The organism is Streptomyces mesophilus, assembly GCF_040300965.1.
GTDB classification, from domain to species: domain Bacteria; phylum Actinomycetota; class Actinomycetes; order Streptomycetales; family Streptomycetaceae; genus Streptomyces; species Streptomyces mesophilus_A.
This window is the reverse complement of record NZ_JBEPEW010000089.1, coordinates 1-25,559: the sequence shown is the minus strand read 5'-3', so window position 1 is coordinate 25,559 and position 25,559 is coordinate 1. Positions and strand designations below refer to the sequence as shown.

Here is a 25,559-nt window from a genome sequence, read left to right as displayed (position 1 = left end):
GCCTCAGGCGCTCGCCGCGTACGCCGCCGGTTCCGCGTCCTTGGCGAGGGTCACCAAGGTCAGCCGCTCGCTGACCGGCTGCGTCGCCACCGCCACGTATCCGTGCTTGCGGTAGAGCATCAGGTTGTTCTCCGAGCGGTGGCCCGTGAACAGCTGATAGTGCTTGACCGCGCCCGCCGCCGCGAGCCGTTCCTCCACGGCGATCAGGAGCCGGCCGCCGAGCCCGTGGCGCTGCATCCGGGGATGCACGATGAGTTTGTTGATCCGCGCTGTTCCGTCGGTGTCCACGGTGCCGCGCACCGAGGCCACCACTTCGGGGCCGAGCCGGGCCACCAGGACCGTGCCGCTGGAGAGTTCGGCCTTGATCGAGTCGAGCGACTGGGTGAGCGGCTCGATCGAGTAGTCCCCGTAGATCTCCGCCTCGGTCTGATAGCAGAGGTACTGGAGTTTGAGGATCTGCTCGGCGTCCTGCTCGGTCGCCGCAGAGATGGTCACGCTCATGCCCATGTGTGCATGCCTCCCGCTCACCTGTCCGCCGGTTGCTTACGTCGCACCTTTCCCCTCCGGTCAGGTGCCGCAACCTCCGCCGCGAGGATTCTGCGCAGACAACCCAGGCATCGGGAACGTTCCGGGCCCAGACTGCCCTGTGAGATACCCAACTCCCCTGCGATCTCACGGTAGGTGAGGTCCTCGCGGGACAGCAGTGCCGCAAGGAGCTCGGGGCAGCGTCCGGGCAGCCGGCGCACGGCGGCACGCACGGTCCTGTGGTGTTCGGCGCGCAGGGCGAGGGGTTCGGGGCAGGCTTCGACGGCGGCCGCGGGTTCGGCCTCGTAGGAGGTCTCGACCCGGGTCGTACGACGCAGTCTCCTGGCCTCGCCGCGCACGGTTCTGCGCAGCCAGTCGGCGGGTGCGGCCGGTGGCCCCTCGTCGTGGATCCGTTCCAACAGGCTGAGCCACACGGCCTGTTCGAGGTCGGCGGGCTCCACGCCGGTGGGTGCCTCGGCGGCGGCTTCGGCCCTCAGCAGAGGACGCAGCTCTTGCAGCAGATCGCTGGTGTTCATGCGGGTCAGGACTGCGCCGCCCCGGCAGCGGGTTGCCGGGGCGGCGCGAGATCACCCGCAACGGGCGCTTCCCCGAGGTGCGTTGACGATCAGTCCCGGGTGAAGTCGGCGGCCGCGAGCAGCCCCGTGTCCGGGTTGTCGGTGAAGATCCCGTCGATACCGGTCTCGAACCAGACCTTGAAGGCCCCGAAGGCGTCCCCGTAGTCGCTCGCCACCGTGCCGCGGCGGAACTCGGCCGGCAGGAAGGTGTTCTCGTTGCGCATCGTGTACGGGTGCAGGATCAGGCCCTCGGCGTGGGCGTCGCGTACCAGCGTGGTCGGCTGGGTCAGCTTGCCGCTGGCGTCCCTCGGGATGATCAGGTCGAGGGTCGGGCCGATGCCCTGCGCGTACGAGGCGATCCACTCCAGGCCCTCGGGCTTGACCAGATCGGCGACCGTGCGCGGATCGCCGGCCTCGACGAAGTCCCACGGCCGGGAGGCCGCGGAGGAGAGCAGCACGACCAGCGGGGCGTCGACCAGCTTGTTCAGACGCTCGATGCTGCTCGGCTCGAAGGACTGCAGGAAGTTCGGGGAGTGCTTCTTGTGCCTCCCGTACTTGCGAAGGAGCTTGGCGAGCCGCTCCTCGAGACCCAGACCGATCCCCCGGAAGTACGTCGGGTGCTTGGTCTCGATGTGCAGCCAGATCTCACGGCCGCGCTTGCGTCCCTCACGCTCGGCCCACTGGAGGACCTCTTCCAGGGTGGGCACCTCCCAGCGGCCGTCGTAGAGGGTGTTCTCCTGACGGGTGCCGGGGATGCGCTCCTTGGCGCGCAGGGACTTCAGCTCGGCGAGCGTGAAGTCCTCGGTGAACCATCCCGTGTACGAGACCCCGTCGACGCTCTTGGTCGTCTTGCGGACCGCGAACTCGGGATGGTCGGCGACATCCGTCGTCCCCGTGATGTCGTTCTCGTGACGGCATACAAGGTGGCCGTCCTTGGTCGGCACCAGGTCCTGCTCGATCACATGGGCGCCCATGTCGAGCGCCAATTGGTAGGAGCCGAGGGTGTGCTCGGGCCGGTAGCCGCTCGCGCCGCGGTGCGCGATCACGGTCGGTACCGGCAGTCCTCTGAAGCCGCCGCCGCGGCGCTCGTCGGCGCTCGCGGCCGGAGCGACGCCGAGTGCCGCGCCGCCCGCCCCGAGGACCGCGGTGGTCAGCACCGCCCGCCGTCCGGGTCCGCCGTGCTGCTGCCCGTTCGCCTTGCCCTGCGTCATCGGTGTCCTTCCGACGTCGTACGAGGCCGTACGTGCGATGAGGCCCAGCAGTACGTGCCCGTACGAGGAGTAGTGGCCGTCCGTCTGCGCGGAGCAGCCGTCCGTCTGTGATGTCCCGCACCTGCCAACGCGAGTGACCGATGCTAGGGGGCCGGATGTGACGAAGGGGAGCCTGTGAAGCCAACGCGGCACAAACTCAGCGCAAAGCCACGTCAACTCTGCGTATCCACGTGATGAACCCGACGTGCAAGGACAGCGGAACCGCGAGTATCGTCCTCACCTGCACAGACAACCCCGCCAGCCTTTGACACCGGAGGACTCGTTGTCCCGCTTCACCCTCATCAAGGCAGTACTCGGCCCGGTCCTGCGCCTGATGTTCCGCCCACGGGTGGAGGGTGCGGAGAACATTCCGGGCACGGGGCCCGTGATTCTCGCGGGCAACCACCTCACCTTCATCGACTCGATGATCATGCCGCTCAGCGTGAAGCGGCAGGTCTTCTTCATCGGCAAGGACGAGTACGTGACCGGCAAGGGCATCAAGGGCCGCGTCATGGCCTGGTTCTTCACCGGGACCGGCATGATCCCCGTCGACCGCGACGGCGGCCGCGGCGGCGTCGCGGCGCTGATGACCGGGCGGCGTGTGCTCGAGGAGGGCAAGGTCTTCTCGATCTACCCCGAGGGCACCCGCTCCCCCGACGGCCGCCTGTACCGGGGCCGCACGGGCATCGCCCGCCTCACGCTGATGACCGGCGCGCCCGTCGTGCCCTTCGCGATCATCGGCACCGACAAGATCCAGCCGGGTGGCGCGGGCGTGCCGCGACCGGGCAAGGTGACCGTGCGCTTCGGCGAGCCGATGGAGTTCTCGCGGTACGAGGGCATGGACCGTGACCGCTATGTGCTGCGGGCCGTCACCGACTCGGTGATGTCCGAGGTGCTCGCGCTGTCCGGTCAGGAGTACGTGGACATGTACGCCACGAAGGCCAAGGCCGCCTGAGTCCCTGGGAATCCCTGGAGTCACTCCTCATCGGTGCGGGCCGGCAGCATGAGCGTGAAGGTCGCGCCCGCGCCGAGTGTGGAGGTCACGCGCACCTCTCCCCCGTGCGACTCGGTGATCTGCCGGACGATGGCCAGGCCCAGGCCGGCGTGACGGTCACGGCCGGGTGCACGGCTCCGGCCCGCCTCGCCGCGCTGGCCCGCCTCGCCGCGCTGCCCCGCCTTGCCCCTCTGTCCCGCGTCCCTGCTCGCGCGCCAGAAGCGGTCGAAGACCTTCTCCCGGTCGGCGTCCGCGATACCCGGGCCCTCGTCCGTCACGGACGCCCGGATCCGGCCGTCGTCGTCCCGGCCCGCCGTCACCGTGATCACGGATCCGGGCGGGGACAGTCGGACCGCGTTGGAGAGCAGATTGCCGACCGCGCGCCGTAGCGCGTCGTGGTCGCCGATCACCATGAGCCCCGGTGGCAGCCGCCGGTGGATCACCACATCGCCCTCCGCCGCAGGGAGTTCGAACTCCTCGCAGGCGTCCGCGACCGCCGCCGACAGGTCGACGTCGCTGTCGGCGAGTGCGGGGGCCTGACGGCGTGCGGTGGCGAGCAGGTCCTCCACCAGCCTGGTCATACGCGTGGTCGCGCGGTCGACCACCCGTACCGCCGCCCTGCGTTCCTCCTCGTCGGACTCCTCGGCGTTCAGGACCGCGTCGAGGTTGGCGCGGATGATCGCGAGCGGGCTGCGCAGTTCGTGGGAGGCGTCGTCGATCAGCCGGCGCTGGGCGTCGAAGGCGTCGTCGAGGCGTTCCAGCATGGAGTCCACGGTGTCGGCCAGATCGCGCAGTTCGTCGCGCGGGCCGTCCAGACGGATGCGCTGCGAGAGGTCGGTGGCCTGGATGTCGGCCGCCGTGCGGGAGATGGAGCGCACCGGGCGCAGTACGCGGCCGGAGAGGATCCAGCCGATGCCCAGGCTCGCGACGGCCACTCCCCCGAGCACGACGAAGGAGACCTGGCGCAGGTTGGCCAGGGTCTCGTAGTTGACGGCCGCCTCGACTTCTTCGACCTTCACCCCTTGGAACTCGTATGCGAACCGGCCGTCGATGTACTTCTGCGCGGTGAACTGCTTGGTCACCGGGTGCGCTTCGCCGCTGCGCTCCACGGCGAAGTAGACACCTCCGAGCACGAGGGAGGTGAGAGCGAAGAGCAGCGCCGAGTACAGGACGGTGAGGCGGAAGCGGATCGTGTGGGTGAAGGCGGGGAGGCGGGGGCGCTTCCTGCGGCCGGCGCTCTGCACGAGGCCAGGGTGCTTCACGAGACGGGAGCGCTGCACGAGGCGAGGGCGCTGCACGAGGCGAAGGCGCTGCACGAGGCGAGGGCGCTTCATGACGCGGGCGTCTCCTTGAGGCGGTATCCCGCACGGATCACCGTCTCGATCAGCGGATCCTCGTCCCCGGTGATCTTCCGTCGCAGTGAACCCACCGTCACCCGGACGGTGTTGGTGAACGGATCGGCATGCTCGTCCCACACATGCTCGAGCAGCTCCTCGGTCGGCACGACACGGCCGGGGCGCGTCATCAGATAGTGCAGTACGCCGAACTCCTTGGGCGTCAGCTGCAGGGGCCGCTCCCCGCGGAAGGCTTCGAAACGGGCGGTGTCCAGGCGGAGTTCACCCACTTCCACGACAGAGGTACCGCCTTCCTCCCTGCGGAGCAACGCCCGTATCCGGGCGAGGAGTTCGGGCAGTGCGAACGGTTTGACGAGATAGTCGTCCGCACCCTCGTCGAGCCCGCGGACCCGGTCCGCGAGCCGGTCGCGGGCGGTGAGCATCAGGATCCGCGGCCCGCCGGACACAGTGCGCACCGCGCGGCAGACCGCGAACCCGTCGCCGTCCGGCAGCGTCAGGTCGAGCAGCACCAGGTCGTACTCGTTGACGCCGAGCTTCTCCAGTGCGGAAGCGACGTCGGGGGCGGTGTCCACCGCGTAACCCGCTCTGACGAGGCCGACCTTGACGGCGGTGACGAGGTCCTCCTCGTCCTCGACGAACAGCAGACGCATCCGCGGCCCCTCCCTCTCGTTCAGTCGCCCGCGACGATCGACTCTGCGGACTGCAGCGCCTCGCCCACGGGGATGGCGAAGCCGATACCTATGGAACCGCCGCGTTCCCGGTCGAGGGTGGCGATGGCCGTATTGATCCCGATGACCTGCCCGTCGGCGTCGACCAGCGGACCGCCGGAGTTGCCCGGGTTGATGGAGGCGTCGGTCTGCAGGGCGCGCTGGTCGCCGTCGCCGAGGCTGACCTTGCGGTCGAGCGCGCTGACGATGCCCGAGGTCACGGTGCCGGAGAGGCCGAGCGGGGAGCCGATGGCGAGCACGGTGTCGCCGACGGCGGGCTCCGCGTCGGGTGCGAGACGGGCGGGAGAGAGTCCCCGGGTGCTCTCGGGCCGCAGGACGGCGACGTCCAACGCCGGGTCGGTGCCGAGCACTTGGGCGGGCACCCGCCGTCCGCTCTGCAGGACCACGACGACCTGCGAGCTCTCGCCGACGACATGGGCGTTGGTGAGGATGCGTCCCTCACTGTCGAAGACGAACCCGGAGCCCTGGCCGCCGGGCGCTTCGACGGAGAGCACGCTGGGCAGCACCTGTGCCGCCACGGCGTCGAGTCCGGCGGAGTCGCGGCCGGCACCGGCGGCGGGCGGGGCGCCGCCGTCGTCCCCGAACTGCCCCGCCGCGTAACCGGCACCGCCTCCGGCGAGCACCGCGGCGACGATCGCCGCCAGGACCGGACGTGCGGCGCGCTGCCGGGGCGGCGCGGCCGGCTCGGGCGTCGGGTAGTACGCCTGTGCCGGATACGGCTGCCCGAACGGGGGTGGCGGCCGCCCTGGTGTGAAGGCGGGACCTCGGGGCTCGCCCAGCCCCTGGTAGTAGGGGTCGCTCATGCTTCCTCCCAAGTCGGCGTCACGGCAATCACGGAAAGCGTCACGGCAGCCGCGAGAACCAGAGCAGCGACGCGGCCGCGGTCAGGAGCGCCGCCCCCAGACCGGCACCGACGAACCACGCCCACACCTCACGCTCCTCCGTGCGATGCCCGACGGAGCTGCCGATGTCCTCGTAGACCTCCTCCAGTTCCTCCCCGGACGCCGCCTCGTGGAAGTCTCCGCCGGTCGCCGAGGCGAGCTCTTCGAGTGCGGGACCGTCGACGGGTACGGGTATCCGTCCGCCCGAGGGTGTCTCGATCGCCCCGTCCTCCGTGCCGTACGCGATGGTCGAGACCGGGATCCGCGCCTCGGCCGCGGCGGCGGCCGCCGAACTCACCGAGCGTCCCACCGTGTTGGCGCCGTCGGACAGAAGGACGACATGCGCGGGCGGAGGGTTCTCGCCCGCTTCGGCGTCGAGTCGTCGTACGGCGTCGCGCGCGGCGATCACCGCGTCGCCTATGGCGGTCCCTTCGCCGGTACGCAGGGTCTCGATGGCTGTCCGGAGTGCTTCCCGGTCCGTGCCCGGCGGCACGGCCACCGACGCGGAGCCGCTGAACGGCACCAGACCCGCATTGAACCGCTCCGGCAGCCGTCCGACGAAGCCGAGCGCCGCGTCCTGTGCCGCCTCGAAGCGGCTCGGTGCCACATCGGTCGCCTCCATGGACGCGGAGACGTCGAAGGCGACCATGATCGTGGCGCGTTCCCGCGGCACCTGGACGTCCACGCTCGGCCGCGCGAAGCCGACGACGAGCAGGGCGAGTGTCGCGCAGAACGCCGCCGCGGGGACGTGGCGGCGCCAGCCGGGACGCGACGGCGCCACCTTGTCGAGCAGATCGAGGTTGGTGAAGCGGACCGCGTACTTCTCGCGTCTGCGCTGCATCACCACGTACAGGCCGATGAGCGCGAGGAGCGGTACGAGGAGCAGAAGCCAGCCGGGCGAGGCGAGGGTCATGCCACGCCTCCGGCCCTGCGCCGCTGCTCCGCGAGATGGCGTACGACATCGCGGACCCAGTCGCGGTCGGTGCGCAGCCGCAGATGGGCCGCGCCACCGGCCCGTATCGCCTGCTTGATCTGGGCACGCTGTTCCAGTGCGGCGGCCGCGTAGCGCTCCCGTAACCGGCGTGCCTGCGTGGGCACTTCGCGCCGTCGGCCCGTCTCCGGGTCCACGAGGGTGAGCAGACCGACCGGGGGCAGCTCCAGTTCGCGCGGGTCGACGGTCTCGACGGCGAGCACCTGGTGGTGGCGCGCGACAGCCCGCAGCGGACGCTCCCAGCCGTCCTCCAGAAAGTCGGAGACGACCGCGACGAGTGCGCGCCGCCTGAGGGAGCGAAGCGTGCGCAGGGTGTCGCCGAGGGAGTGCCGCTGCGGTCCTGCCGCCACCCGGGGGCGGTCCAGTGCGGCGTACAGGATCGACAGGAGATGGCGGCGGCCGGTGCGCGCGGGGATGCGCAGGATGCCGCCGGGGCCGGTGATGTGCGCGCCGATGCGGTTGCCGGAGCGTTCGGTGAGGAAGGCGACGGCCGCGGCGGCGCCCACCGCCAGCTCGCGCTTCTCCATCCGTCCCGTGCCGAAGTCCATGCTGGCGGAGGCGTCGAGCACGATCCAGGTGGTGAGTTCGCGTTCGGCCTCGGTGAGGCGGACATGGGGGACAGTGGTGCGGGCGGTGGCGTTCCAGTCGATCCGGCGTACGTCGTCCGAGCCCGGTTCGTAGACGCGGGTGCGGTCGGGTTCGGTGCCCGGGCCCGTGTTCAGGCCGCGGTGGTCGCCCTGGAGCATGCCGTCCACGCGGCGCGTGAACAGCAACTCCAGGTGGCGTAAGGCCTGTTCGGGGGTCAGCTCGCCGAGCGTGGTCATGCCGCCTCCTCGGCGGTGACTTCGCGCGGGCTGATCCTCGGCTGTTCGACGGCCGCGAGTACCTCGTCGACCAGGGTCCCGGGCTCGATCCCGTCGGCCAGGGCGTCGAAGGACAGCACGAGGCGGTGCGCCATGACGTCGTGGGCGAGTGCGTGGACGTCGGCGGGCAGGACGTAGCCGCGCCCGCGCAGCAGGGCCAGCGCACGGGCGGCGGCGACCAGGCCGAGGGTGGCGCGGGGACCGGCGCCGTGCGCCAAGCGCCGTTCGGGACCGGCCAGTTCACGGGTCGCGCAGACGAGGCGTACCGCGTACTCGGCCACCGCGTGGTGCACGAACACCTCGTCGGCCGCGCGCTGCAGCGACAGGACCGCGGACGGAGTGAGGACTCGGCGCGGGCGCGGCGGGTCGGTGCTCATGCGGTAGAGGATCGCCAGCTCCTCGGACTCGCTCGGCACGTCGATCTCGACCTTGAGCAGGAACCGGTCGCGCTGCGCCTCGGGCAGTTGGTACACGCCCTCGGACTCGATGGGATTCTGCGTGGCGAGCACGAGGAAGGGTTCGGGGACCTCGATGGTCGTGCCGCCGAGGGAGACCTGTCGCTCGGCCATCACTTCGAGCAGCGCCGACTGGACTTTGGCGGGTGCCCGGTTGATCTCGTCGGCGAGCACCACGTTGGCGACGACGGGTCCGGGTTCGACGGTGAAGGTCTCCCGCGACGCCCGGTAGATCCGGGTGCCCGTGATGTCGGACGGTACGAGGTCGGGGGTGAACTGGATCCGGGCGAAGTGCCCGCCGACCACCTCGGCCAGGGACTTGGCGGCGAGCGTCTTGGCGACTCCCGGCACGCCCTGCAGCAGACAGTGGCCGCGGGCCAGGACCGCGGTGAACATCCGCTCCACCATCCGGTCCTGGCCGACGATCACCCGCTTGACCTCGAACAGCGCTTCTTCCAGAAGCTTTTGGTCATCGGGCGCGAGGGCGACGCTCACAGCGCCTCCGCCGGGACCTCGGAGGCCGGCGCTTCACCGTTCTTGCCTGGGCAGTCCTTCCTGTCGGCCGCGTCGCCCTGGCCGGCTCCGCGTTCGTCGACGACTATCCGTACGTTCTTCGGCGAGTCTCCGCCGTCGTCGGCGAACGCGCCGCCGGCTCCTGTGGCGATGCCCGCGGCGGCGAGTGCGGCGACCGAGGCGAGTACGTACTTGCGCGTACGGGACATGAGTCTGGCCTCCAGAGCAGTAAGGGCTCGGAAGGCCAGACCATCATCACGAGGCGAAAACGGGCTTAAAGAAGCCGCGTGTGCTCCGGCGTCAGTGCTCGCCCGCGGGCACCGGCCAGTGCTCGCCCCCGTCTCACCGGCCTCAGTGCTCGACCCCGTCCGCCAGCTTCTGCCCGCGCAGCAGGAACCAGGCCGCGACCGCTGCCGCGAGCAGCACCGCCGAGCCGACGCCGGCCGCCAGGCGCAGACCGTCCACGAACGCGTCCTGTGCTGTGGTCAGCAGCGCCGCGCCCTGTTCGCCGGGCAGCGACGCGGCCGACTCCCAGGCGCCGCCCAGGGATTCACGGGCGGCGCCCGTCGCTTCGGCCGGCAGTCCTGCGGGTGCCGAGAAGTCCCGGTAGACCCCGGTGACGATGGAGCCGAGCAGGGCGATACCGAGTGCGGCACCCAGCTCGTACGCCGTCTCCGAGACCGCGGAGGCCGCACCGGCCTGTTCCTTGGGCACGCTGGAGAGGATCACGTCCGCAGTGACGGTGAACGCGAAGCCCGCGCCGATGCCGACGACCAGGAGGATCGTGCCGAGCATCGGATAGCCGGTGCTGCGGTCGAGCAGGGTGAGCACACCGAGTGCGCCGCCGACGGCCGCGAGTCCTCCGGCCACCACCACGCGTACGGAGAACCGCCGCGCGACCTGCCCGGCGATCAGACCGGCGACCACCGCACCGAGCGCGGCGGGCAGTTCGGCGAGTCCTGCCTCCAACGGGCGCCGTCCCTGGACGAGTTGCAGGAACTGCGACAGGAAGAAGACCAGGCCGGACAGACCGAGGATGGTCAGGAGGTCGGCGAGTACGGCGCCGGAGAAGCCGCGGTTGCGGAACAGCTCGACGTTGAGCAGCGGCGAGGTGAGGGTGCGCTGGCGGCGTACGAACCAGATCAGCGCCACGACACCGAGCACAGCCGTGCCCGCCACATCGGGCCTGAGACCGTGCGCGGCCGCCTCCTTGACGGCGTACACGATCGAGACCATGCCGACGAGGGAGAGCCCCACACTGGGCATGTCCCAGGGACCGGGCGCGGGGTTCTTCGACTCGGGAAGCAGCTTGATGCCGACGAGCACCAGGACCGCCATCACCGGCAGGTTGATCAGGAAGACCGAGCCCCACCAGAAGTGTTCGAGCAGGAAGCCGCCGACGACGGGTCCGACGGCGGCGCCGGCGGAGGCCATGGCGCCCCAGATGCCGACGGCGAGGGAGCGTTCGCGCGGGTCGTGGAAGATGTTCCGGATCAGCGCGAGCGTCGAGGGCATCAGGGTCGCACCCGCGACACCGAGCAGGGCCCGGGCGAGGATCATCATCTCGGGAGTGGTGGCATACGCGTTGAGCACGGAGACCGCGCCGAACGCGACGGAGCCGATGAGCAGCAGCTTCTTACGGCCGATGCGGTCGCCGAGGCTGCCCATGGAGACCAGCAGACCGGCGATCACGAACGAGTAGACGTCACCGATCCACAGCAGCTGTGTGCCGCTGGGCCGCAGACCCTCGCTGATGTACGGGGTGGCGAGGCCGAGGACGGTGGCGTCGATACCGACGAGCAGTACGGCCAGGGCCAGGACGGCCATCGCGAGCCAGCGGGCGGGGTGGGGTGCTTGAAGCCCCGTGGCGGCCGCCTTCTCGGCCGGTATCTCGTCTCGGGTGGTGGTCATGGTTATGCACTCCGTCGTACGCCGCCGAGCAACAGCTCGACGATCATGAACTGGAAATCCTTGGCGGCGACCCGGCCGTCCTGCACGGCCCAGGCGCCGGAGCCGACCAGGCCGTAGAGCGCCTCGGTCAGCCACACGGGCGACAGGTCGATCCGGAACTCGCCGGACTCCTGGCCGCGGCGGAACAGCGCGGTGATGCGGTCGTCGATCCGGTTCCAGCCCTCGTTCATCCCGTCACCCTCGAAGAGCTGGTTCTCGGTGACGAGGAAGGCCAGGAAACCGGCCACGGGCTCGACTTCGGCGACAAGCCGGTGGACCGCGTCGGCGGCGGCGCCCTCGTCGAGCCGTGCGGCGTCCAGCGCGGCGTCGAGCTGTTCGAGGCCCAGCGCTTCGAGGGCCCTGATCAGCGCGTCCCGCCCGGCGAACTGCCGGTGCAGGGTCGCGCGGCTGATCCCGGCCGCCTTGGCCACCTCGTCCATCGTCGAGGTGGCTTTGCGGGTGAGGAGGGCCGCGGCGGCCCTGAGGATGTGTTCGCGGTCGACTGCCATGAGACGACTGTACCTCTAGTGAGACATCTTTGTCTCATCCGGGACCCGGGCGTCTCGACTGCGGGATCGCGAAAGGGCCCGGCCACCTGGACGGTGACCGGGCCCTGCTTCCCGTAGGAACTACTTCTTGGCGTCCGCCCAGGCCCGCTGGCCGGAAAGGTCCTGCTTGACCTCGGCCAGCTGGACCGCGACCGCCGACGGCGCGGTGCCGCCGCGGCCGTTGCGCGAGGCCAGCGCGCCCGGAACGGTGAGGACCGCGCGGACCTCGGGGGTCAGATGGGCCGAGATCTTCGCGAACTGCTCGTCCGTGAGCTCGTCGAGCTCCTTGCCCTCGGACTCGGCGACCTTGACGCACTCCCCCGCGACCTCGTGCGCGACACGGAACGGGACGCCCTGCTTGACCAGCCACTCGGCGATGTCGGTGGCGAGCGAGAACCCGGCGGGCGCCAGCTCCTCCAGACGCTCGCGGTGCACCGTGAGCGTGGCCATCATGCCGGTGAAGGCGGGCAGCAGGACCTCCAGCTGGTCGCAGGAGTCGAAGACCGGCTCCTTGTCCTCCTGCAGATCGCGGTTGTACGCGAGCGGCAGCGCCTTCAGCGTGGCCATGAGCCCGGTCAGATTGCCGATCAGACGGCCGGACTTGCCCCGCGCCAGCTCGGCGATGTCCGGGTTCTTCTTCTGCGGCATGATCGACGAGCCGGTGGAGAACGCGTCGTGCAGCGTGACGAAGGAGAACTCCTTCGTGTTCCAGATGATGACCTCTTCGGCGATCCGGGAGAGGTTCACACCGATCATCGCGGTGATGAAGGCGAACTCGGCGACGAAGTCACGCGAGGCCGTGCCGTCGATGGAGTTGCCCGAGCTGCCGTGCTCGAAGCCCAGGTCCTTTGCGACAGCCTCCGGGTCGAGACCCAGACTGCTGCCGGCCAGCGCACCCGAGCCGTACGGGGAGACGGCGGTCCGCTCGTCCCACTGACGCAGCCGCTCGGCGTCCCGGGACAGGGACTGCACATGCGCCAGTACGTGGTGGGCGAAGAGCACCGGCTGGGCGTGCTGGAGGTGCGTACGGCCCGGCATCGCCACGTCGGGGTGCGCCTCGGCCAGACCCACGAGAGCGTCCTGGAGGTCGGCGATCAGGCCGCCGATGATCCGGGCGTGGTCGCGCAGGTACATCCGGAAGAGTGTGGCCACCTGGTCGTTGCGGGACCGGCCGGCCCGCAGCTTGCCGCCGAGGTCGGGTCCCAGCCGCTCGAGCAGCCCCCGCTCCAGCGCGGTGTGCACGTCCTCGTCGGCGATCGTGGCGGTGAACTCACCGCTCGCGACGTCCTGTTCGAGCCGGTCGAGCCCGCCGATCATGCGCGCGAGCTCATCGGCCGTGAGCAGCCCCGCCTTGTGCAGCACGCGGGCATGGGCACGCGAACCGGCGATGTCGTACGGCGCGAGCCGCATGTCGAAGTGGACGGACGCGGACAGCTTCGCAAGGGCCTCGGCGGGACCGTCGGCGAAGCGGCCGCCCCAGAGGCGGAGGTTGTCGGCGGGGGTGCTCACTGCGGGGTGCTCCTCAGGAGGGTGGTTGTACGGTCGCCTCCCCGCCATGTGACGGGGAGGCGACCGACGTTACGTGCGGCGGGCGCCGGTCAGTCGGTGCCGAACTCCATCGCGGCCCGGTCCAGGGCCTCGTCGTCGCCCGCGGACTCGCCGCGCGAGGCGATCGCCTGGGCGCCGCCCTCGGGCATGGTGCCGATCAGACCGGTGGCGGCAGCGGACTCCACGCCGAGGATGCCAAGACTCGCGTACTGCTCGAGCTTGGCGCGCGAGTCGGCGATGTCGAGGTTCCGCATGGTGAGCTGGCCGATCCGGTCGACCGGGCCGAACGCGGAGTCCTCGGTGCGCTCCATGGAGAGCTTGTCCGGGTGGTAGCTGAAGGCCGGGCCCTGGGTGTCGAGGATCGAGTAGTCCTCGCCGCGCCGCAGCCGCAGCGTGACCTCGCCGGTGACGGCCGCGCCGACCCAGCGCTGGATCGACTCACGGACCATCAGCGCCTGCGGGTCCAGCCAGCGGCCCTCGTACATGAGACGGCCGAGCCGCCGGCCCTCGTTGTGGTACTGGGCGAGGGTGTCCTCGTTGTGGATGGCGTTGACGAGGCGCTCGTAGGCGGCGTGCAGGAGCGCCATGCCGGGGGCCTCGTAGATGCCGCGGCTCTTGGCCTCGATGATGCGGTTCTCGATCTGGTCGGACATGCCCAGGCCGTGCCGGCCGCCGATGGCGTTGGCCTCCATCACCAGGTCGACGGCGGAGGCGAACTCCTTGCCGTTGATGGTGACGGGCCGGCCCTGGGCGAAGCCGATGGTGACGTCCTCGGTGGGGATCTCGACCGACGGGTCCCAGAACTTCACGCCCATGATGGGGTTCACGGTCTCGACGCCCGTGTCGAGGTGCTCGAGGATCTTGGCCTCGTGGGTGGCGCCCCAGATGTTGGCGTCGGTGGAGTACGCCTTCTCGGCGGAGTCCCGGTAGGGCAGTCCGTGCGCGACCAGCCACTCGGACATCTCCTGGCGGCCACCGAGCTCGGCGACGAAGTCGGCGTCGAGCCACGGCTTGTAGATCCGCAGGTTGGGGTTGGCGAGCAGGCCGTAGCGGTAGAACCGCTCGATGTCGTTGCCCTTGTACGTCGAGCCGTCGCCCCAGATCTGGACGTCGTCCTCGAGCATCGCCTTGACCAGCATGGTGCCGGTGACCGCCCGGCCGAGCGGCGTGGTGTTGAAGTACGCCCGGCCGCCGGAGCGGATGTGGAACGCGCCGCAGGTCAGCGCGGCCAGGCCCTCCTCGACGAGCGCGGCACGGCAGTCCACCGCACGCGCGATCTCCGCGCCGTAGTTCTTCGCGCGGCCCGGCACCGAGGCGATGTCGGGCTCGTCGTACTGGCCGATGTCGGCGGTGTACGTGCACGGGACGGCGCCCTTGTCGCGCATCCACGCGACCGCGACGGAGGTGTCGAGACCACCGGAGAAGGCGATGCCGACGCGCTCGCCGGCCGGAAGGGAAGTGAGGACCTTGGACATAGGAAGAGTATGCATGACTCCGCATGATCATGCAACCGTGGGATGGTCCTGGCCCCCGAGGTCCTCACAGGAGGAAGAGGGCCAGGTCCACGGAGGCGGAGCGGACCCCTCAGCGCTCGTTCTGAGCGAGCCGCAGCATGTGGTCGGCCAGGGCCTGGCCGCCGGCCGGGTCGCGGCTGATCAGCATCACGGTGTCGTCGCCGGCGATGGTGCCGAGGATGACGTGGAGTTCGGCCTGGTCGATCGCGGAGGCGAGGAACTGGGCGGCGCCGGGGGGCGTGCGCAGGACCACGAGGTTGGCGGACGCCTCGGCGGAGATGAGGAGTTCACCCGCGATGCGCTTCAGGCGGTCCTCCTTCGCCGACTCCCCCAACGGCGCCTGCGGCGTACGGAATCCGCCCTCGCTCGGCACCGCGTAGATCAGCTCACCACCGGTGTTGCGGATCTTCACGGCACCGAGCTCGTCGAGGTCACGCGAGAGCGTCGCCTGCGTGACATGCAGCCCGTCGTCCGCGAGCAGCTTCGCCAGCTGGCTCTGCGAGCGCACCGGCAGCCGGTTGAGGATGTCCACGATCCGGCGGTGCCGTGCGGTGCGCGTCTGCGGTACGGACGGGCCGCCCTGCTCGTTCTCCTGCGCCTGGCTCATCGTCGTCGTCTCATTCCGCGTCACTCACTCCCCGTCGGCCGGCCGGCCGCGAGCGCCTGGTCGAGGATGCCGGGCAGCGCCTGGAGGAACGATTCCACCTCGGCGTCGCCGATGGTGAGCGCCGGCATCAGGCGGACCACATCGGGGGCGGGTGCGTTCACCAGGATCCCGGCGTCCTGAGCCGCCTGCTGCACCAGGGGCGCGAGCGGCTCGGTGAGCACCATACCCAGCAGCAGGCCCGCACCCCGGACATGGCCGACGAGCGGATGTCCGGAATTCTCGATTCCGTCGATGAGCTTCTCGCTCATCGCCTTGACGTTGTCGAGCAGCCCTTCGGCCTCGATCGTCTCCAGTACGGCGAGTCCCGCGGCGCAGGCGATCGGATTGCCGCCGAAGGTCGTGCCGTGCTGGCCGGGCTGCAGCAGGTCGGCCGCGGCGCCGAACGCGACGGCCGCACCGAGCGGAAGCCCGCCGCCGAGCCCCTTGGCGAGCGTGACCACATCCGGCTCGACCCCCTCGTGGGCGAGGTACTCGAACCACTGCCCGGTCCGCCCGATCCCGGTCTGCACCTCGTCGAGCACGAGCAGCGTCCCGGTGGCCCGGGTGATCTCCCGCGCGGCCTCGAGATAGCCGGCCGGGGGGACGACCACACCGTTCTCGCCCTGGATCGGCTCGATCATCACGAAGGCCGTGTCCGTCGTCACGGCCGCGCGCAGCGCCTCGGCATCCCCGTACGGGACATGCGTGACATCACCGGGCAGCGGCGCGAACGGCGCCTGCTTGGCGGGCTGTCCGGTGAGCGCGAGGGCGCCCATGGTCCGCCCGTGGAAGCCGCCGTCGGTCGCGACCATGTGGGTGCGTCCGGTGAGGCGGCCGAGCTTGAAGGCCGCCTCGTTGGCCTCCGTACCGGAGTTGCAGAAGAACACCCGGCCCTCGCGGCCGAAGCAGCGAAGGAGGTGCTCGGCGAGGGCGACGGTCGGTTCGGCGATGAAGAAGTTGGAGATCTGGCCGAGGGTCGCGACCTGGTCGCTGACCGCGCGGACGACCGCCGGGTGGGCGTGGCCGAGCGCGTTCACGGCGATTCCGCCGATGAAGTCCAGGTACTCCTTGCCGTCGGCGTCCCAGACCTTGAGGCCCTCACCGCGGGCGAGCGTCATGCGCGGGGCGCCGTAGTTGTTCATCATCGCGCCCTGCCAGCGCGCTCCGAATTCGGCGTTGCTCATGCTGCTTCCCCCTCGGGCTCGGCATCCGGCACGACCATCGTGCCGATGCCTTCGTCAGTGAAGATCTCCAGAAGGATGGAGTGCGGTACGCGTCCGTCGATCACGCGGGCGGTGTGCACCCCGTTGCGTACGGCGTAGAGGCAGCCCTCCATCTTGGGCACCATGCCGCTCGCCAACTCCGGGAGCAGCTTCTCGAGTTCGGTGGCGGTGAGTTTGCTGATGACCTCGTCGGAGTTCGGCCAGTCCTCGTAGAGACCCTCGACATCGGTCAGGACCATCAGGGTTTCGGCATCCAGCGCAGCAGCGAGTGCCGCAGCCGCCGTATCAGCATTGACGTTGTAGACATGTCCGTCGTCCTGGGAGCGGGCGATCGAGGAGACGACCGGGATACGGCCGTCGGCGAGCAGGGCTTCGATGGCGCCGGTGTCGATCTCGGTGATCTCGCCGACGCGCCCGATGTCGACCAACTCGCCGTCGACGCGCGGCTGGTGCTTGGTCGCGGTCATGGTGTGCGCGTCCTCGCCCGTGAGGCCGATGGCGAGCGGGCCGTGCTGGTTGAGCAGCCCGACCAGCTCGCGCTGCACCTGACCGGCGAGGACCATCCGTACGACGTCCATGGCGTCCTCGGTCGTGACCCTGAGGCCGGCCTTGAACTCACTGACGATCCCGTGCCGGTCGAGCGCCTTGCTGATCTGCGGACCGCCGCCGTGTACGACCACGGGCTTGAGGCCCGCGTGGTGCAGGAAGACGACGTCCTGCGCGAAGGCGGACTTGAGCTCCTCGTCGACCATGGCGTTGCCGCCGAACTTGACGACGACGGTCTTGCCCTGGTGCCGCGTGAGCCAGGGCAGCGCCTCGATGAGGATCTGCGCCTTGGGCAGGGCGGTGTGCTTACGGGTCGTGCTCACCTGTGGCTTCTCACTCATGAGCTGTACGCGCTGTTCTCGTGCACGTAATCGGCGGTCAGGTCGTTGGTCCAGATCGTGGCGGTCTCGGCGCCGGCGGCGAGGTCGGCGACGATGTGCACCTCGCGGTAGCGCATGTCGACGAGCTCACGGTCCTCGCCGACGCCGCCGTTCTTGCAGACCCAGACGCCATTGATGGCGACGTTCAGCTGGTTCGGGTCGAAGGCCGCCTTTGTCGTGCCGATCGCCGAGAGCACCCGGCCCCAGTTGGGGTCCTCGCCGTGGATCGCGCACTTGAGGAGGTTGTTGCGGGCGATGGACCGGCCGACCTCGACGGCGTCGTCCTCGCTCGCGGCGCCCACGACCTCGACCTTGATGTCCTTGCTGGCGCCCTCCGCGTCGCGGATCAGCTGCTGCCCGAGGTCGTCGCAGACCTCGCGTACGGCGGCGGCGAACTCCGCGTATTCGGGGGTGACTTGACTCGCCCCCGAGGCGAGAAGCAGCACCGTGTCGTTGGTCGACATGCAGCCATCCGAATCGACCCGGTCGAAGGTCAGCCGGGTGGCGTCCCGCAGCGCCTTGTCCAGTACGTCGCTGTCGAGCGCCGCATCCGTGGTGAGCACCACGAGCATGGTGGCGAGCCCGGGCGCGAGCATTCCGGCGCCCTTCGCCATCCCGCCGACGGTCCAGCCGTCCTTGCCGACGACCGCGGTCTTGTGCACGGAGTCCGTGGTCTTGATGGCGATGGCGGCCTTCTCGCCGCCGTGCTCGGACAGTTCGGCCGCGACCTGCTCGACGCCCGGAAGCAGCTTGTCCATCGGCAGGGTCACGCCGATGAGCCCTGTCGAGCAGACGGCGACCTCGCCGGCGTTGTGCCCTTCGAGGACCTCGGCCACCTTCTCGGCGGTGGCATGCGTGTCCTGGAAGCCCTTCGGACCCGTACAGGCGTTGGCGCCACCGGAGTTGAGGACGACCGCGGAAACGACACCGCCCTTGAGCACCTGCTCGGACCACAGGACCGGGGCGGCCTTGACGCGGTTGGAGGTGAAGACGCCGGCGGCGGCCTGGCGGGGGCCGCGGTTGACGACGAGCGCGAGGTCGGGGTTCCCGTTCTCCTTGATCCCGGCGGCGATACCCGCGGCCTGGAATCCCTTGGCTGCCGTCACACTCACGGCGCGACTCCGATCGTAGAGAGCCCAATGGTCTCGTCGAGACCCAGAGCGATGTTCATGGACTGGACGGCACCGCCCGCGGTGCCCTTGGTCAGGTTGTCGATCGCGCTGATCACGACGACGCGCTGCGCGCTCTCGTCGTACGCGACCTGGATCTGCACGGCGTTGGACCCGTACACGGAGGCCGTGGCGGGCCACTGCCCCTCGGGCAGCAGGTGCACGAACGGCTCGTCCGCGTACGCCTTTTCATAAGCGGCCCGTACGGACTCGGCGGTGACACCCGGCTTCGCCTTCACGTTGCAGGTGGCGAGGATGCCTCGGGCCATCGGGGCGAGGGTCGGCGTGAAGGACACGGTGACCTTCTCGCCGGCCGCCGCGCTGAGGTTCTGGATCATCTCGGGCGTGTGCCGGTGCCCGCCGCCCACGCCGTACGGAGACATGGACCCCATCACCTCGGAGCCCAGTAGATGCGGCTTGAGCGCCTTGCCCGCGCCGGAGGTGCCGGTGGCGGCGACGATCACCGCGTCATGCTCGGCGAGACCGTCGGCGTACGCGGGGACGAGGGCGAGGGAGACAGCGGTCGGGTAGCACCCGGGAACGGCGACCCGCCTGCTGCCTCTGAGCGCATCGCGCGCCCCCGGCAGCTCGGGCAGCCCGTAGGGCCAGGTCCCGGCATGCGGGGAGCCGTAGAACTTCTCCCACTCCCCCGCGTCCTTCAACCGGAAGTCCGCCCCCATGTCGACGACGAGGGTGGCATCGCCCAACTGCTCGGCGACGGCGGCTGACTGCCCGTGCGGCAGCGCGAGGAACACCACGTCATGCCCGGCGAGCACCTCGGCGGTGGTCGGCTCGAGAACACGGTCGGCAAGGGGCAGCAGATGCGGCTGCAGCGCACCGAGGCGCTGACCCGCGTTGGAGTTCCCGGTCAGTGCGCCGACCTCGACACCGGGATGACCCAGCAGCAGACGCAGCAGCTCCCCGCCCGCGTACCCACTCGCTCCCGCCACTGCGGCACGTACCACCATGGTTGCCTGCCTCCCTCTTGATGGCATGACTATACGTGTCTCCGTACTCTTATGCAAAGAGTATGCGTGCCCTCCCGTCGTCGACCGGGGCGGGCGCTCGGCGACACCGATCACACGGCCTGCGCTCCCCGTGAAATGGTTTGCGCTCGCGGAGGCGCGCGCACGACCCTGACGGCATGCTGTACGACCTTTCGCCGTCCGCGCTGACCTGGGACGAAGTGGATCCCGCGCGCCACCCTTTCGACGCGGAGGGCGCCGAGAAGCTGGTGCGCTCGCTGGGGCCGGCCCGCGCGGTGCCGAGCCGGCCGGACGTGTCGTACGGCGATACGGGCTGGGACACCTGGGCGCATGAGGTGTCCCCGAGGTGGGCCGACGCCATGTCGTACGCCCTGATCGAGCATTACGGTCCCTGGGCATCCGGGTGGCGCTGGGCCCGTGACGAGGGCGACTTCGACGGTGGACCGGTCGGCAACTGGTGCTGCCCGCATGACTCGATGACCACGCCCGAGGAGACCCTGACCAAGGTCGTCGCCTCGCTGCGCGAGTGGCGGGCCTGGCTGGAGGAGCTCGCTGCCTGTTTCGAGGCCCACCCCTTGGATCAGCTCACGGTGGCAGACGATCCGCTCCTGTGGGAGATGGGCGCACGCCGTCTGATCCTCAAGGTGACGGACCGGACGGGCTGCGGAAGCGGCTGGTACGGCCACTGCCAGCAGGTGCTCACCTGGTTCCTGAGCCGATGGGATGTCCCGCCTGACGTGGCCGAGGACTTGGTGCACCAGGCCGTGGGCGGCCGGTTCGACAGCTGGTTCGAGCCGGATCCGGCGGTGGTGGCCGATGTGGCGGACCGTCTGGCTTCCTCCCTTCCCGCGGCGCGGAGCACCGAGCCGTCGCAGCGGGAACCTCGCGGACCCGACCGGATCCCTCAGTGGCTGGCGCTGCGCGATGCGGCGCCCTGGCACGAGTGTCCGCAGGTCGGTGCAGCACAACGGACACCTCCGTCTCGCGACGGCGCCGCCGAGGACATACGGACCTTCGACGCACGCATCTCACCGTCCCGAGCCGAAGGGCTGCTCGCGGCTCTGCAGCTGGTGCGCACGGACGCCGCGTCGGGCCGGCCTCTGAGTTTCGAGCTGCTTCGCACCTGGCAGCAACACGTCCTCGGCACACCGGAACCACCGGGCTTTCGCACCGCCTCCGCCTACGCGAAGCGGGGCCGCGAACGCTACGGCTTGGTTCCGGGCACCCAGATCCGGTTCGACTCCTGCCTGTCCGACGCCTTCGAGCCCGGGCTCCCCCTCACCGCTCGCGCGGCGCGTGCGCACCTGGACGTGTGCTACTTCCACCCGTTCGCAGACGGCAACGGCCGCGCGGCCTTCCTCGTTCTGGTCTACGTCCTCGCCCGCGCGGACATCACGCTCGGCGACGTCCGGCTGCTGCGGCGGGTGACCTTCCAAGTCGACAGCCCCGAGGATCCGCTCATCCTGGCCCGATACATCGACATACTCCTCCGAGCGAACCGGCCTACCGCTCACGACAGTTGAGCCGCAAGCACCACCTCACGCAGCAGCACCAGCGGCAGTGCCGGATTCGCCGCCGCTGCCTCGGCCACCTGCCCGTCGGGATGGTCGAGCAGATCCGCGAGGACGGACGGCGCCAGCGCCGGATGGCCGGCGGCGCGTACGCGGGCCCGTATGTCCGTCAGGCAGATCCGCAGCGCGGCGTCCGTCGCGTTCGGATGGCGGGCGATTTCGCGGAGGGCCTTGCGTACGGGAGCGGCGTTGTTCGCCAGCTCCTCGAGGAGGGACGCGGGCGCGGCCTGGTTGGCGGCCACCTTCGCGTACACCCGGGTGCCGTGGCGGCGTGCCATCGACCGCAGTTGGGACTCGTCCAGTCCGGGATGCGGAGCGATGGACTTGACCACCTTCGCGTCCGGGTCCGCGGCGAGCGCGTCCCGCACGGCCGGGGGCAGGTCACGCCGCTCGGCCACGCACATGCGCAGAACCGGGTTGCGCGAGCGGGCGAGGTGGCCGGTTTCGGCCTCGGTGGCCGCGGCGATCCGCGGAAGCAGACCGGGACCGATCTTGGTGGTGGTCGTCAGCCGCTCGAGGAGGTCGAGCGGAACCCGGGGATTGCAGGCGGCACTTCGGCGCACGGAATCATGACCGTCCTCGGCGAGCCGACGCAGGAGGCCATCGGCGATGGCGGGGTTCTTCGCGACCGCGTCCCGGACCCCCGGCATCGGGTGCCCTGCCAGCAGCTCATACGTCTGCGGCGGCAGATCCGCCCGTGCCGCCAGTCCCCAACCGGGCCATACCGCCTCGTGGTTGACGTGCGGCAAGACGGCCTCGATGGGTGTGGACGGGTTGAGCAGGGCCGCGTCACGGACGGCGTCCGCGTCGTTGTACACCTCGGCGCACCGCTCGCACTCCTCCAGCGGAGCGAACCCCTCCCCTGCGACCAGCGCCGCAAGGATCGCGGGGCTCGTCGCCTCGTTGCACGCGACGGCGCGGCGGACCATCGCGTGCGGGTGCCCCGCGAGGCGCGCCGTCACCTCCGCCGTGGCCCACAGCGCGAGCTCGGCGACCACCTGTTCGTCTGCGTCCGACGAGAGAATGTCCACGACGTCGCCCGGCAGCCCGGGACACGCCGCGAGCCTCTCGCGGTGTGCGACCACCGTGCTCCGGACCAGGACACGCGCGAACTCCGGCCCGCCCTCGCCCTCTTCGAGCAGCGCGAGGGCCGACTCCGGCCGGGCAACGGGATCGATGTCGGCTTCCGTCAGGCGCCCCGAGCGCGCGAGCAGCGCGGCACACCCCGGAACCCGGTCCCTCAGCGCCAACACCTGCGCGCGGCTCAGATCCGGACGGCACGCCAGTTCCTCCGCGACGTCCGGGTCGGCGAGCGAGATGAGCCTCTCGACCAGGTCGGCCGGCAGGGCCGGGTTGGCCGCGGCTCCGAGCAGTCGGGGGTTCACGGCAAGGATGGTGCCCCAGGTGCCGTACCCGGTGCTCGCGATTTTCCCCAGGTACCGACAGGCATCGACGGACCGCGCACCATGGTCGGTCCGCAGGGATTCGGCACCTGCCTGCGAGACGTGAAGCGCCGGCTCCGGTCCTCCCCGGCACAGTTACCGTCGTGCCATGGATCTGTCGCCGATGGTGCGCAGCAAGGCCCTGAGCCTGGGCGAGCGGGGGCGGGAGTGGGTTGGTTCGCTTGCCGGTCTCGTGCGGGACATCGAGTGCGAGTGGGCGATCAGCGTCGGGGAACCGCTGGCGGGTGGCACGGCGGCGTATGTGGCCCGGGCCCGCACCTCGGCCGGCGAGGACGTGGTCCTCAAGCTCGCCGTGCCCGACGACGACTTCGCGGGGCAGGCCCGCACATTGCGGCTCGCGCGGGGGCGGGGCTATGTACGGCTGATCCGGTATGACCCGGCGCGCCATGCCCTCCTGCTCGAAGCGCTCGGCGATCCGCTGGAGCGACTGCCGTCCGCTGAAGGGCAGTTGGACGTGCTCTCCGAACTGTTGCAGCAGGCATGGAGCGTGCCGCGCCCGCCCGTCACTGGCCCCTTCGAGAACAAGGGCCGCGGTCTGTACGAGCTGGTGGACCGTTTGTGGCACGAGCTGGGGCGGCCCTGCCCCGAGCCGGTGGTGGCCCAAGCCCTCGCCTACGCGGAGAAGCGTGCCCTCTTCGGGCCCGAGGACTGTGTGCTGGTCCACGGGGATCCGCATCCGGGCAACGCCCTGCGGGTGCGTGCCGAGCGGCCGGGGGCCGAGACGGGCTATGTGTTCGTGGACCCGGAGGGCTTCCTCGCGCCGGCCTCGTACGACCTCGGCGTGGTGCTCAGGGAGTGGTGCACGGAACTGCTCGCCACCGAGGACCCGGTACGGCTGGCCCGCGGCTACTGCGCGCGGTTGGCCGGCGCCGCGGGCGAGGACGAGACGGCCGTGTGGGAGTGGGGGTATCTGGAGCGGGTGTCGACCGGGCTGTACTGCATCGCCCACGGGGCGCCCGAAGTCGGCCGGCCGTTCCTGGAGACGGCCGCGCTGCTCCTACGGGAGTGCTGATCCGGATCGCGTACGGGAGCACTCATCCGCACCTCGTACAGGAGCGCCGGCCGTCGGAGGGACGGTCGGCGCTCTCGTCAGTTCAGCGGCTCAGCGGTCCTGGGCGTCGGCCTCCGCCTTGGCCGCCTTCTTCTCCTTGAGGCGCACGGCCTCCTCGCGGACCTTCGCCTGCGTGGCGCGCTCCTGGCGCAGCCACTCGGGCATCTCCTCGCGGAGCGCGTCGATCTGCTCGGTCGTGAGCGCCTCGGTCACACCGCCGCGGGCGAGACCGGCGATGGAGACGCCGAGCTTGGCGGCGACGACGGGGCGCGGGTGCGGGCCGTCCTTGCGGAGGTCGGCGAGCCACTGGGGCGGCTCGTCCTGCAGCGCGTTCAGCTCGGCGCGCGAGACGACGCCCTCCTGGAACTCCGCGGGGGTGGCCGGAAGGTACACGCCCAGCTTCTTCGCCGCGGTCGCGGGCTTCATGGTCTGGGTGTTCTGGTGCTGGGTCATGGCATCAAGGGTAGCGATCACGGGCGGTCCGGCCGACCACGAGCGCGCTCAGGCCCCCGCCCCGGCGGGTAATCTGGCCAGGTGACAGGCGCTGCAGTACCCCCGGTGACAGGCTCGGACGAGTTCCGGCTCGCCTACGTTCCGGGCGCGACGCCCGCCAAGTGGGTGCGGATCTGGCGGGAGCGACTGCCCTCCATCCCACTGACGCTGGTCGCGGTCGAACCCGCCGAGGCCGCCGAGCTGGTGGAATCGGGCGGCGCGGAGGCCGGACTGCTGCGGATGCCGGTGGACAAGACGCGCTTCAACGCGATCCCGCTGTACGCGGAGACGACCGTGGCCGTCGTCCCCAAGGACCACCTGATCACGGCCGCCGACGAGGTGACGCTCGCGGATCTGGCCGACGAGATCGTGCTGCACCCGCTCGACGACACCCTCGGCTGGACCGAGCTGCCGGGAAAGCCCGCGCTGGAGCGGCCGGCCACCACCGCCGACGCCGTCGAGCTGGTGGCGGCGGGCATCGGCGTACTGGTCGCACCGCAGTCGCTCGCACGGCTGCACCACCGCAAGGACCTCACGTACCGGCCGCTGACCGATGCGCCCGAGTCGCGGATGGGTCTTGTCTGGCCGCAGGGGGACACCTCGGACCTGGTCGAGCAGTTCATCGGCATCGTCCGGGGCCGCACGGTCAACAGCTCGCGCGGCCAGTCCCCGGCCGAGGTCGAGGCGGCTCGCGGACGGAAGAAGCAGACCAAGGACGGCAAGGGGCGGACGTCCGGGAAGGGCACGCCGGCCAAGGCCGCACCCCGGGGCGGCACGGGGAAGGGTGGAGCGCGTTCAGCCGGCTCCCCGCCCGCAGCACGCCGAGGCAAGCCGAAGCGACGGGGCTAGCTACCCGCCCCACCGACACCAGGCACCCGTACCGGTGCCCACAGCCCCGGACGCGACGCGCAACCAACCACCGCCCCCCGCCTGCAGTTACGAAACGGAACCCCCACCGGCCCACGACGGCGGAAGGGGACGGCGGGACGCGGAAGCGACGCGCACCCCCACCGGCCGCCAGCCGCGGCCCCGGCGGAAGGGAACCCGGGGGTGCGGAGGTGACACGCACCCCGACCCACCCGCAGCCGCGGAACCGGCGGAAGGGAACCCAGGGGTGCTGATGTGACGCGCACCCCGACCCACCCCCGCCGCGGAACCGGCGGAAGGGGACGGGGAGGGGTGCCAGTTACACGGGCGCCCCCGACGGCGACGGCAACCCTTCACGGGAACGGCGCCATTGCCCGTGTAACTGGTACCCCGGACCGGCACCGACCCCAAGACGAAACCGCACGCGACAAGCGGGGGCCTGGGGGCAAGGCCCCCAGAAAGGGGGCCGGGGGGC

The 25,559-nt window shown here is 70.7% G+C and carries 25 protein-coding genes; 4 read left to right on the top strand and 21 right to left on the bottom strand.

The genetic code is table 11. The features are described 5' to 3' along the window. Positions 1-3: 3 nt before the first annotated feature. From ABT367_RS26810 to ABT367_RS26800, 3 genes are all read right to left on the bottom strand, one after another. Positions 4-507, bottom strand: a complete 504-nt coding sequence (locus ABT367_RS26810) for a GNAT family N-acetyltransferase (protein WP_165332441.1) — start codon at positions 505-507, stop codon at positions 4-6. A 17-nt stretch (positions 508-524) separates the two neighbouring features. Then, positions 525-1,061, bottom strand: coding sequence for a sigma-70 family RNA polymerase sigma factor (locus tag ABT367_RS26805; RefSeq protein ID WP_352255661.1), 537 nt, complete (start codon positions 1,059-1,061; stop codon positions 525-527). 89 nt (positions 1,062-1,150) lie between these two features. Beyond that, complete coding sequence (locus ABT367_RS26800; RefSeq protein WP_352255660.1) at positions 1,151-2,311, bottom strand: glycerophosphodiester phosphodiesterase; 1,161 nt, start codon at positions 2,309-2,311, stop codon at positions 1,151-1,153. Between the two features lie 322 nt (positions 2,312-2,633). On the opposite strand from ABT367_RS26800, the gene ABT367_RS26795 reads away from it, so the two are divergent. Next, positions 2,634-3,305 (top strand): lysophospholipid acyltransferase family protein, encoded by a 672-nt coding sequence (locus ABT367_RS26795; RefSeq protein ID WP_199552548.1) that lies wholly within the window; start codon positions 2,634-2,636, stop codon positions 3,303-3,305. A 20-nt stretch (positions 3,306-3,325) separates the two neighbouring features. On the opposite strand, the gene ABT367_RS26790 is transcribed toward ABT367_RS26795, so the two are convergent. The 16 genes from ABT367_RS26790 to argC form a co-directional block, all read right to left on the bottom strand. Continuing rightward, entirely contained in the window at positions 3,326-4,678 is a 1,353-nt protein-coding gene (locus tag ABT367_RS26790) for a sensor histidine kinase (protein WP_352255659.1), read from the bottom strand. Further along, positions 4,675-5,349, bottom strand: a complete 675-nt coding sequence (locus ABT367_RS26785) for a response regulator transcription factor (protein ID WP_352255658.1) — start codon at positions 5,347-5,349, stop codon at positions 4,675-4,677. Before ABT367_RS26785 ends, ABT367_RS26790 begins: the two co-directional genes overlap by 4 nt. 20 nt (positions 5,350-5,369) lie before the next feature. After that, positions 5,370-6,230: a S1C family serine protease gene (locus tag ABT367_RS26780; RefSeq protein ID WP_352255657.1), complete on the bottom strand. Its 861-nt coding sequence runs from the start codon at positions 6,228-6,230 to the stop codon at positions 5,370-5,372. 40 nt (positions 6,231-6,270) lie between these two features. Next, positions 6,271-7,221, bottom strand: coding sequence for a VWA domain-containing protein (locus ABT367_RS26775; protein WP_352255656.1), 951 nt, complete (start codon positions 7,219-7,221; stop codon positions 6,271-6,273). Continuing rightward, the gene (locus ABT367_RS26770; protein ID WP_352255655.1) at positions 7,218-8,123 is read right to left on the bottom strand and encodes a DUF58 domain-containing protein; all 906 of its coding nucleotides are present in this window, start codon (positions 8,121-8,123) and stop codon (positions 7,218-7,220) included. The genes ABT367_RS26775 and ABT367_RS26770 overlap by 4 nt, the downstream gene beginning before the upstream one ends. After that, a complete protein-coding gene (locus ABT367_RS26765; protein ID WP_434975546.1) occupies positions 8,120-9,112 on the bottom strand; it encodes an AAA family ATPase in 993 nt (330 codons plus the stop codon). Before ABT367_RS26765 ends, ABT367_RS26770 begins: the two co-directional genes overlap by 4 nt. Beyond that, positions 9,109-9,339 carry a hypothetical protein gene (locus ABT367_RS26760; RefSeq protein WP_352255654.1) on the bottom strand — a complete coding sequence of 77 codons (231 nt, stop codon included), beginning with the start codon at positions 9,337-9,339 and terminating at the stop codon, positions 9,109-9,111. Before ABT367_RS26760 ends, ABT367_RS26765 begins: the two co-directional genes overlap by 4 nt. A 142-nt stretch (positions 9,340-9,481) precedes the next feature. Beyond that, positions 9,482-11,041: an MFS transporter gene (locus ABT367_RS26755; RefSeq protein ID WP_352255653.1), complete on the bottom strand. Its 1,560-nt coding sequence runs from the start codon at positions 11,039-11,041 to the stop codon at positions 9,482-9,484. A 2-nt stretch (positions 11,042-11,043) separates the two neighbouring features. Continuing rightward, positions 11,044-11,589, bottom strand: coding sequence for a TetR/AcrR family transcriptional regulator (locus ABT367_RS26750; protein WP_352255652.1), 546 nt, complete (start codon positions 11,587-11,589; stop codon positions 11,044-11,046). 120 nt (positions 11,590-11,709) lie between these two features. Continuing rightward, positions 11,710-13,137: an argininosuccinate lyase gene (gene argH, locus ABT367_RS26745; protein ID WP_352255651.1), complete on the bottom strand. Its 1,428-nt coding sequence runs from the start codon at positions 13,135-13,137 to the stop codon at positions 11,710-11,712. A gap of 89 nt (positions 13,138-13,226) precedes the next feature. After that, complete coding sequence (argG, locus tag ABT367_RS26740) at positions 13,227-14,651, bottom strand: argininosuccinate synthase (protein ID WP_352255650.1); 1,425 nt, start codon at positions 14,649-14,651, stop codon at positions 13,227-13,229. Positions 14,652-14,760: 109 nt separating this feature from the next. Continuing rightward, positions 14,761-15,297 carry an arginine repressor gene (locus ABT367_RS26735; RefSeq protein ID WP_352255649.1) on the bottom strand — a complete coding sequence of 179 codons (537 nt, stop codon included), beginning with the start codon at positions 15,295-15,297 and terminating at the stop codon, positions 14,761-14,763. Between the two features lie 20 nt (positions 15,298-15,317). Further along, the gene (locus ABT367_RS26730) at positions 15,318-16,520 is read right to left on the bottom strand and encodes an acetylornithine transaminase (protein ID WP_352255648.1); all 1,203 of its coding nucleotides are present in this window, start codon (positions 16,518-16,520) and stop codon (positions 15,318-15,320) included. Continuing rightward, positions 16,517-17,428, bottom strand: coding sequence for an acetylglutamate kinase (gene argB, locus ABT367_RS26725; RefSeq protein WP_352255647.1), 912 nt, complete (start codon positions 17,426-17,428; stop codon positions 16,517-16,519). Before argB ends, ABT367_RS26730 begins: the two co-directional genes overlap by 4 nt. A 14-nt stretch (positions 17,429-17,442) precedes the next feature. Then, positions 17,443-18,597, bottom strand: coding sequence for a bifunctional glutamate N-acetyltransferase/amino-acid acetyltransferase ArgJ (gene argJ, locus ABT367_RS26720; protein WP_352255646.1), 1,155 nt, complete (start codon positions 18,595-18,597; stop codon positions 17,443-17,445). Next, a complete protein-coding gene (gene argC, locus ABT367_RS26715; protein WP_352255645.1) occupies positions 18,594-19,622 on the bottom strand; it encodes an N-acetyl-gamma-glutamyl-phosphate reductase in 1,029 nt (342 codons plus the stop codon). The genes argJ and argC overlap by 4 nt, the downstream gene beginning before the upstream one ends. Before the next feature lie 176 nt (positions 19,623-19,798). Between argC and ABT367_RS26710 the strand changes: the two genes are divergently transcribed. Beyond that, the gene (locus ABT367_RS26710; RefSeq protein ID WP_352255644.1) at positions 19,799-21,163 is read left to right on the top strand and encodes a Fic family protein; all 1,365 of its coding nucleotides are present in this window, start codon (positions 19,799-19,801) and stop codon (positions 21,161-21,163) included. Here the strand turns inward: ABT367_RS26710 and ABT367_RS26705 are convergent. After that, positions 21,151-22,596, bottom strand: a complete 1,446-nt coding sequence (locus tag ABT367_RS26705) for a hypothetical protein (protein ID WP_352255643.1) — start codon at positions 22,594-22,596, stop codon at positions 21,151-21,153. The genes ABT367_RS26710 and ABT367_RS26705 overlap by 13 nt on opposite strands. Before the next feature lie 166 nt (positions 22,597-22,762). Here ABT367_RS26705 and ABT367_RS26700 point away from each other — a divergent pair, with 166 nt between their 5' ends. Further along, positions 22,763-23,686, top strand: coding sequence for an aminoglycoside phosphotransferase family protein (locus ABT367_RS26700; RefSeq protein ID WP_352255642.1), 924 nt, complete (start codon positions 22,763-22,765; stop codon positions 23,684-23,686). A 90-nt stretch (positions 23,687-23,776) separates the two neighbouring features. On the opposite strand, the gene ABT367_RS26695 is transcribed toward ABT367_RS26700, so the two are convergent. Next, on the bottom strand, positions 23,777-24,178 hold the full coding sequence (locus tag ABT367_RS26695) for a DUF5997 family protein (RefSeq protein ID WP_352255641.1): 402 nt from the start codon (positions 24,176-24,178) through the stop codon (positions 23,777-23,779). Between the two features lie 105 nt (positions 24,179-24,283). Between ABT367_RS26695 and ABT367_RS26690 the strand changes: the two genes are divergently transcribed. Then, positions 24,284-25,066: a LysR family transcriptional regulator substrate-binding protein gene (locus tag ABT367_RS26690; RefSeq protein WP_352255640.1), complete on the top strand. Its 783-nt coding sequence runs from the start codon at positions 24,284-24,286 to the stop codon at positions 25,064-25,066. The last annotated feature ends 493 nt before the right edge of the window (positions 25,067-25,559 follow it).

Bases quoted from the DNA above. Each gene is read 5' to 3' on its own strand.
- ABT367_RS26750 (WP_352255652.1), bottom strand. From the start codon at position 11,589: ATGGCAGTCGACCGCGAACACATCCTCAGGGCCGCCGCGGCCCTCCTC.
- ABT367_RS26775 (WP_352255656.1), bottom strand. From the start codon at position 7,221: ATGACCCTCGCCTCGCCCGGCTGGCTTCTGCTCCTCGTACCGCTCCTC.
- ABT367_RS26805 (WP_352255661.1), bottom strand. From the start codon at position 1,061: ATGAACACCAGCGATCTGCTGCAAGAGCTGCGTCCTCTGCTGAGGGCC.
- argC (WP_352255645.1), bottom strand. From the start codon at position 19,622: ATGGTGGTACGTGCCGCAGTGGCGGGAGCGAGTGGGTACGCGGGCGGG.
- ABT367_RS26710 (WP_352255644.1), top strand. From the start codon at position 19,799: ATGCTGTACGACCTTTCGCCGTCCGCGCTGACCTGGGACGAAGTGGAT.
- ABT367_RS26700 (WP_352255642.1), top strand. From the start codon at position 22,763: ATGGATCTGTCGCCGATGGTGCGCAGCAAGGCCCTGAGCCTGGGCGAG.
- ABT367_RS26755 (WP_352255653.1), bottom strand. From the start codon at position 11,041: ATGACCACCACCCGAGACGAGATACCGGCCGAGAAGGCGGCCGCCACG.
- argG (WP_352255650.1), bottom strand. From the start codon at position 14,651: ATGTCCAAGGTCCTCACTTCCCTTCCGGCCGGCGAGCGCGTCGGCATC.
- ABT367_RS26760 (WP_352255654.1), bottom strand. From the start codon at position 9,339: ATGTCCCGTACGCGCAAGTACGTACTCGCCTCGGTCGCCGCACTCGCC.
- ABT367_RS26790 (WP_352255659.1), bottom strand. From the start codon at position 4,678: ATGAAGCGCCCTCGCCTCGTGCAGCGCCTTCGCCTCGTGCAGCGCCCT.
- ABT367_RS26735 (WP_352255649.1), bottom strand. From the start codon at position 15,297: ATGAGCCAGGCGCAGGAGAACGAGCAGGGCGGCCCGTCCGTACCGCAG.
- ABT367_RS26800 (WP_352255660.1), bottom strand. From the start codon at position 2,311: ATGACGCAGGGCAAGGCGAACGGGCAGCAGCACGGCGGACCCGGACGG.
- ABT367_RS26780 (WP_352255657.1), bottom strand. From the start codon at position 6,230: ATGAGCGACCCCTACTACCAGGGGCTGGGCGAGCCCCGAGGTCCCGCC.
- ABT367_RS26730 (WP_352255648.1), bottom strand. From the start codon at position 16,520: ATGAGCAACGCCGAATTCGGAGCGCGCTGGCAGGGCGCGATGATGAAC.
- ABT367_RS26785 (WP_352255658.1), bottom strand. From the start codon at position 5,349: ATGCGTCTGCTGTTCGTCGAGGACGAGGAGGACCTCGTCACCGCCGTC.
- ABT367_RS26770 (WP_352255655.1), bottom strand. From the start codon at position 8,123: ATGACCACGCTCGGCGAGCTGACCCCCGAACAGGCCTTACGCCACCTG.
- ABT367_RS26810 (WP_165332441.1), bottom strand. From the start codon at position 507: ATGGGCATGAGCGTGACCATCTCTGCGGCGACCGAGCAGGACGCCGAG.
- ABT367_RS26695 (WP_352255641.1), bottom strand. From the start codon at position 24,178: ATGACCCAGCACCAGAACACCCAGACCATGAAGCCCGCGACCGCGGCG.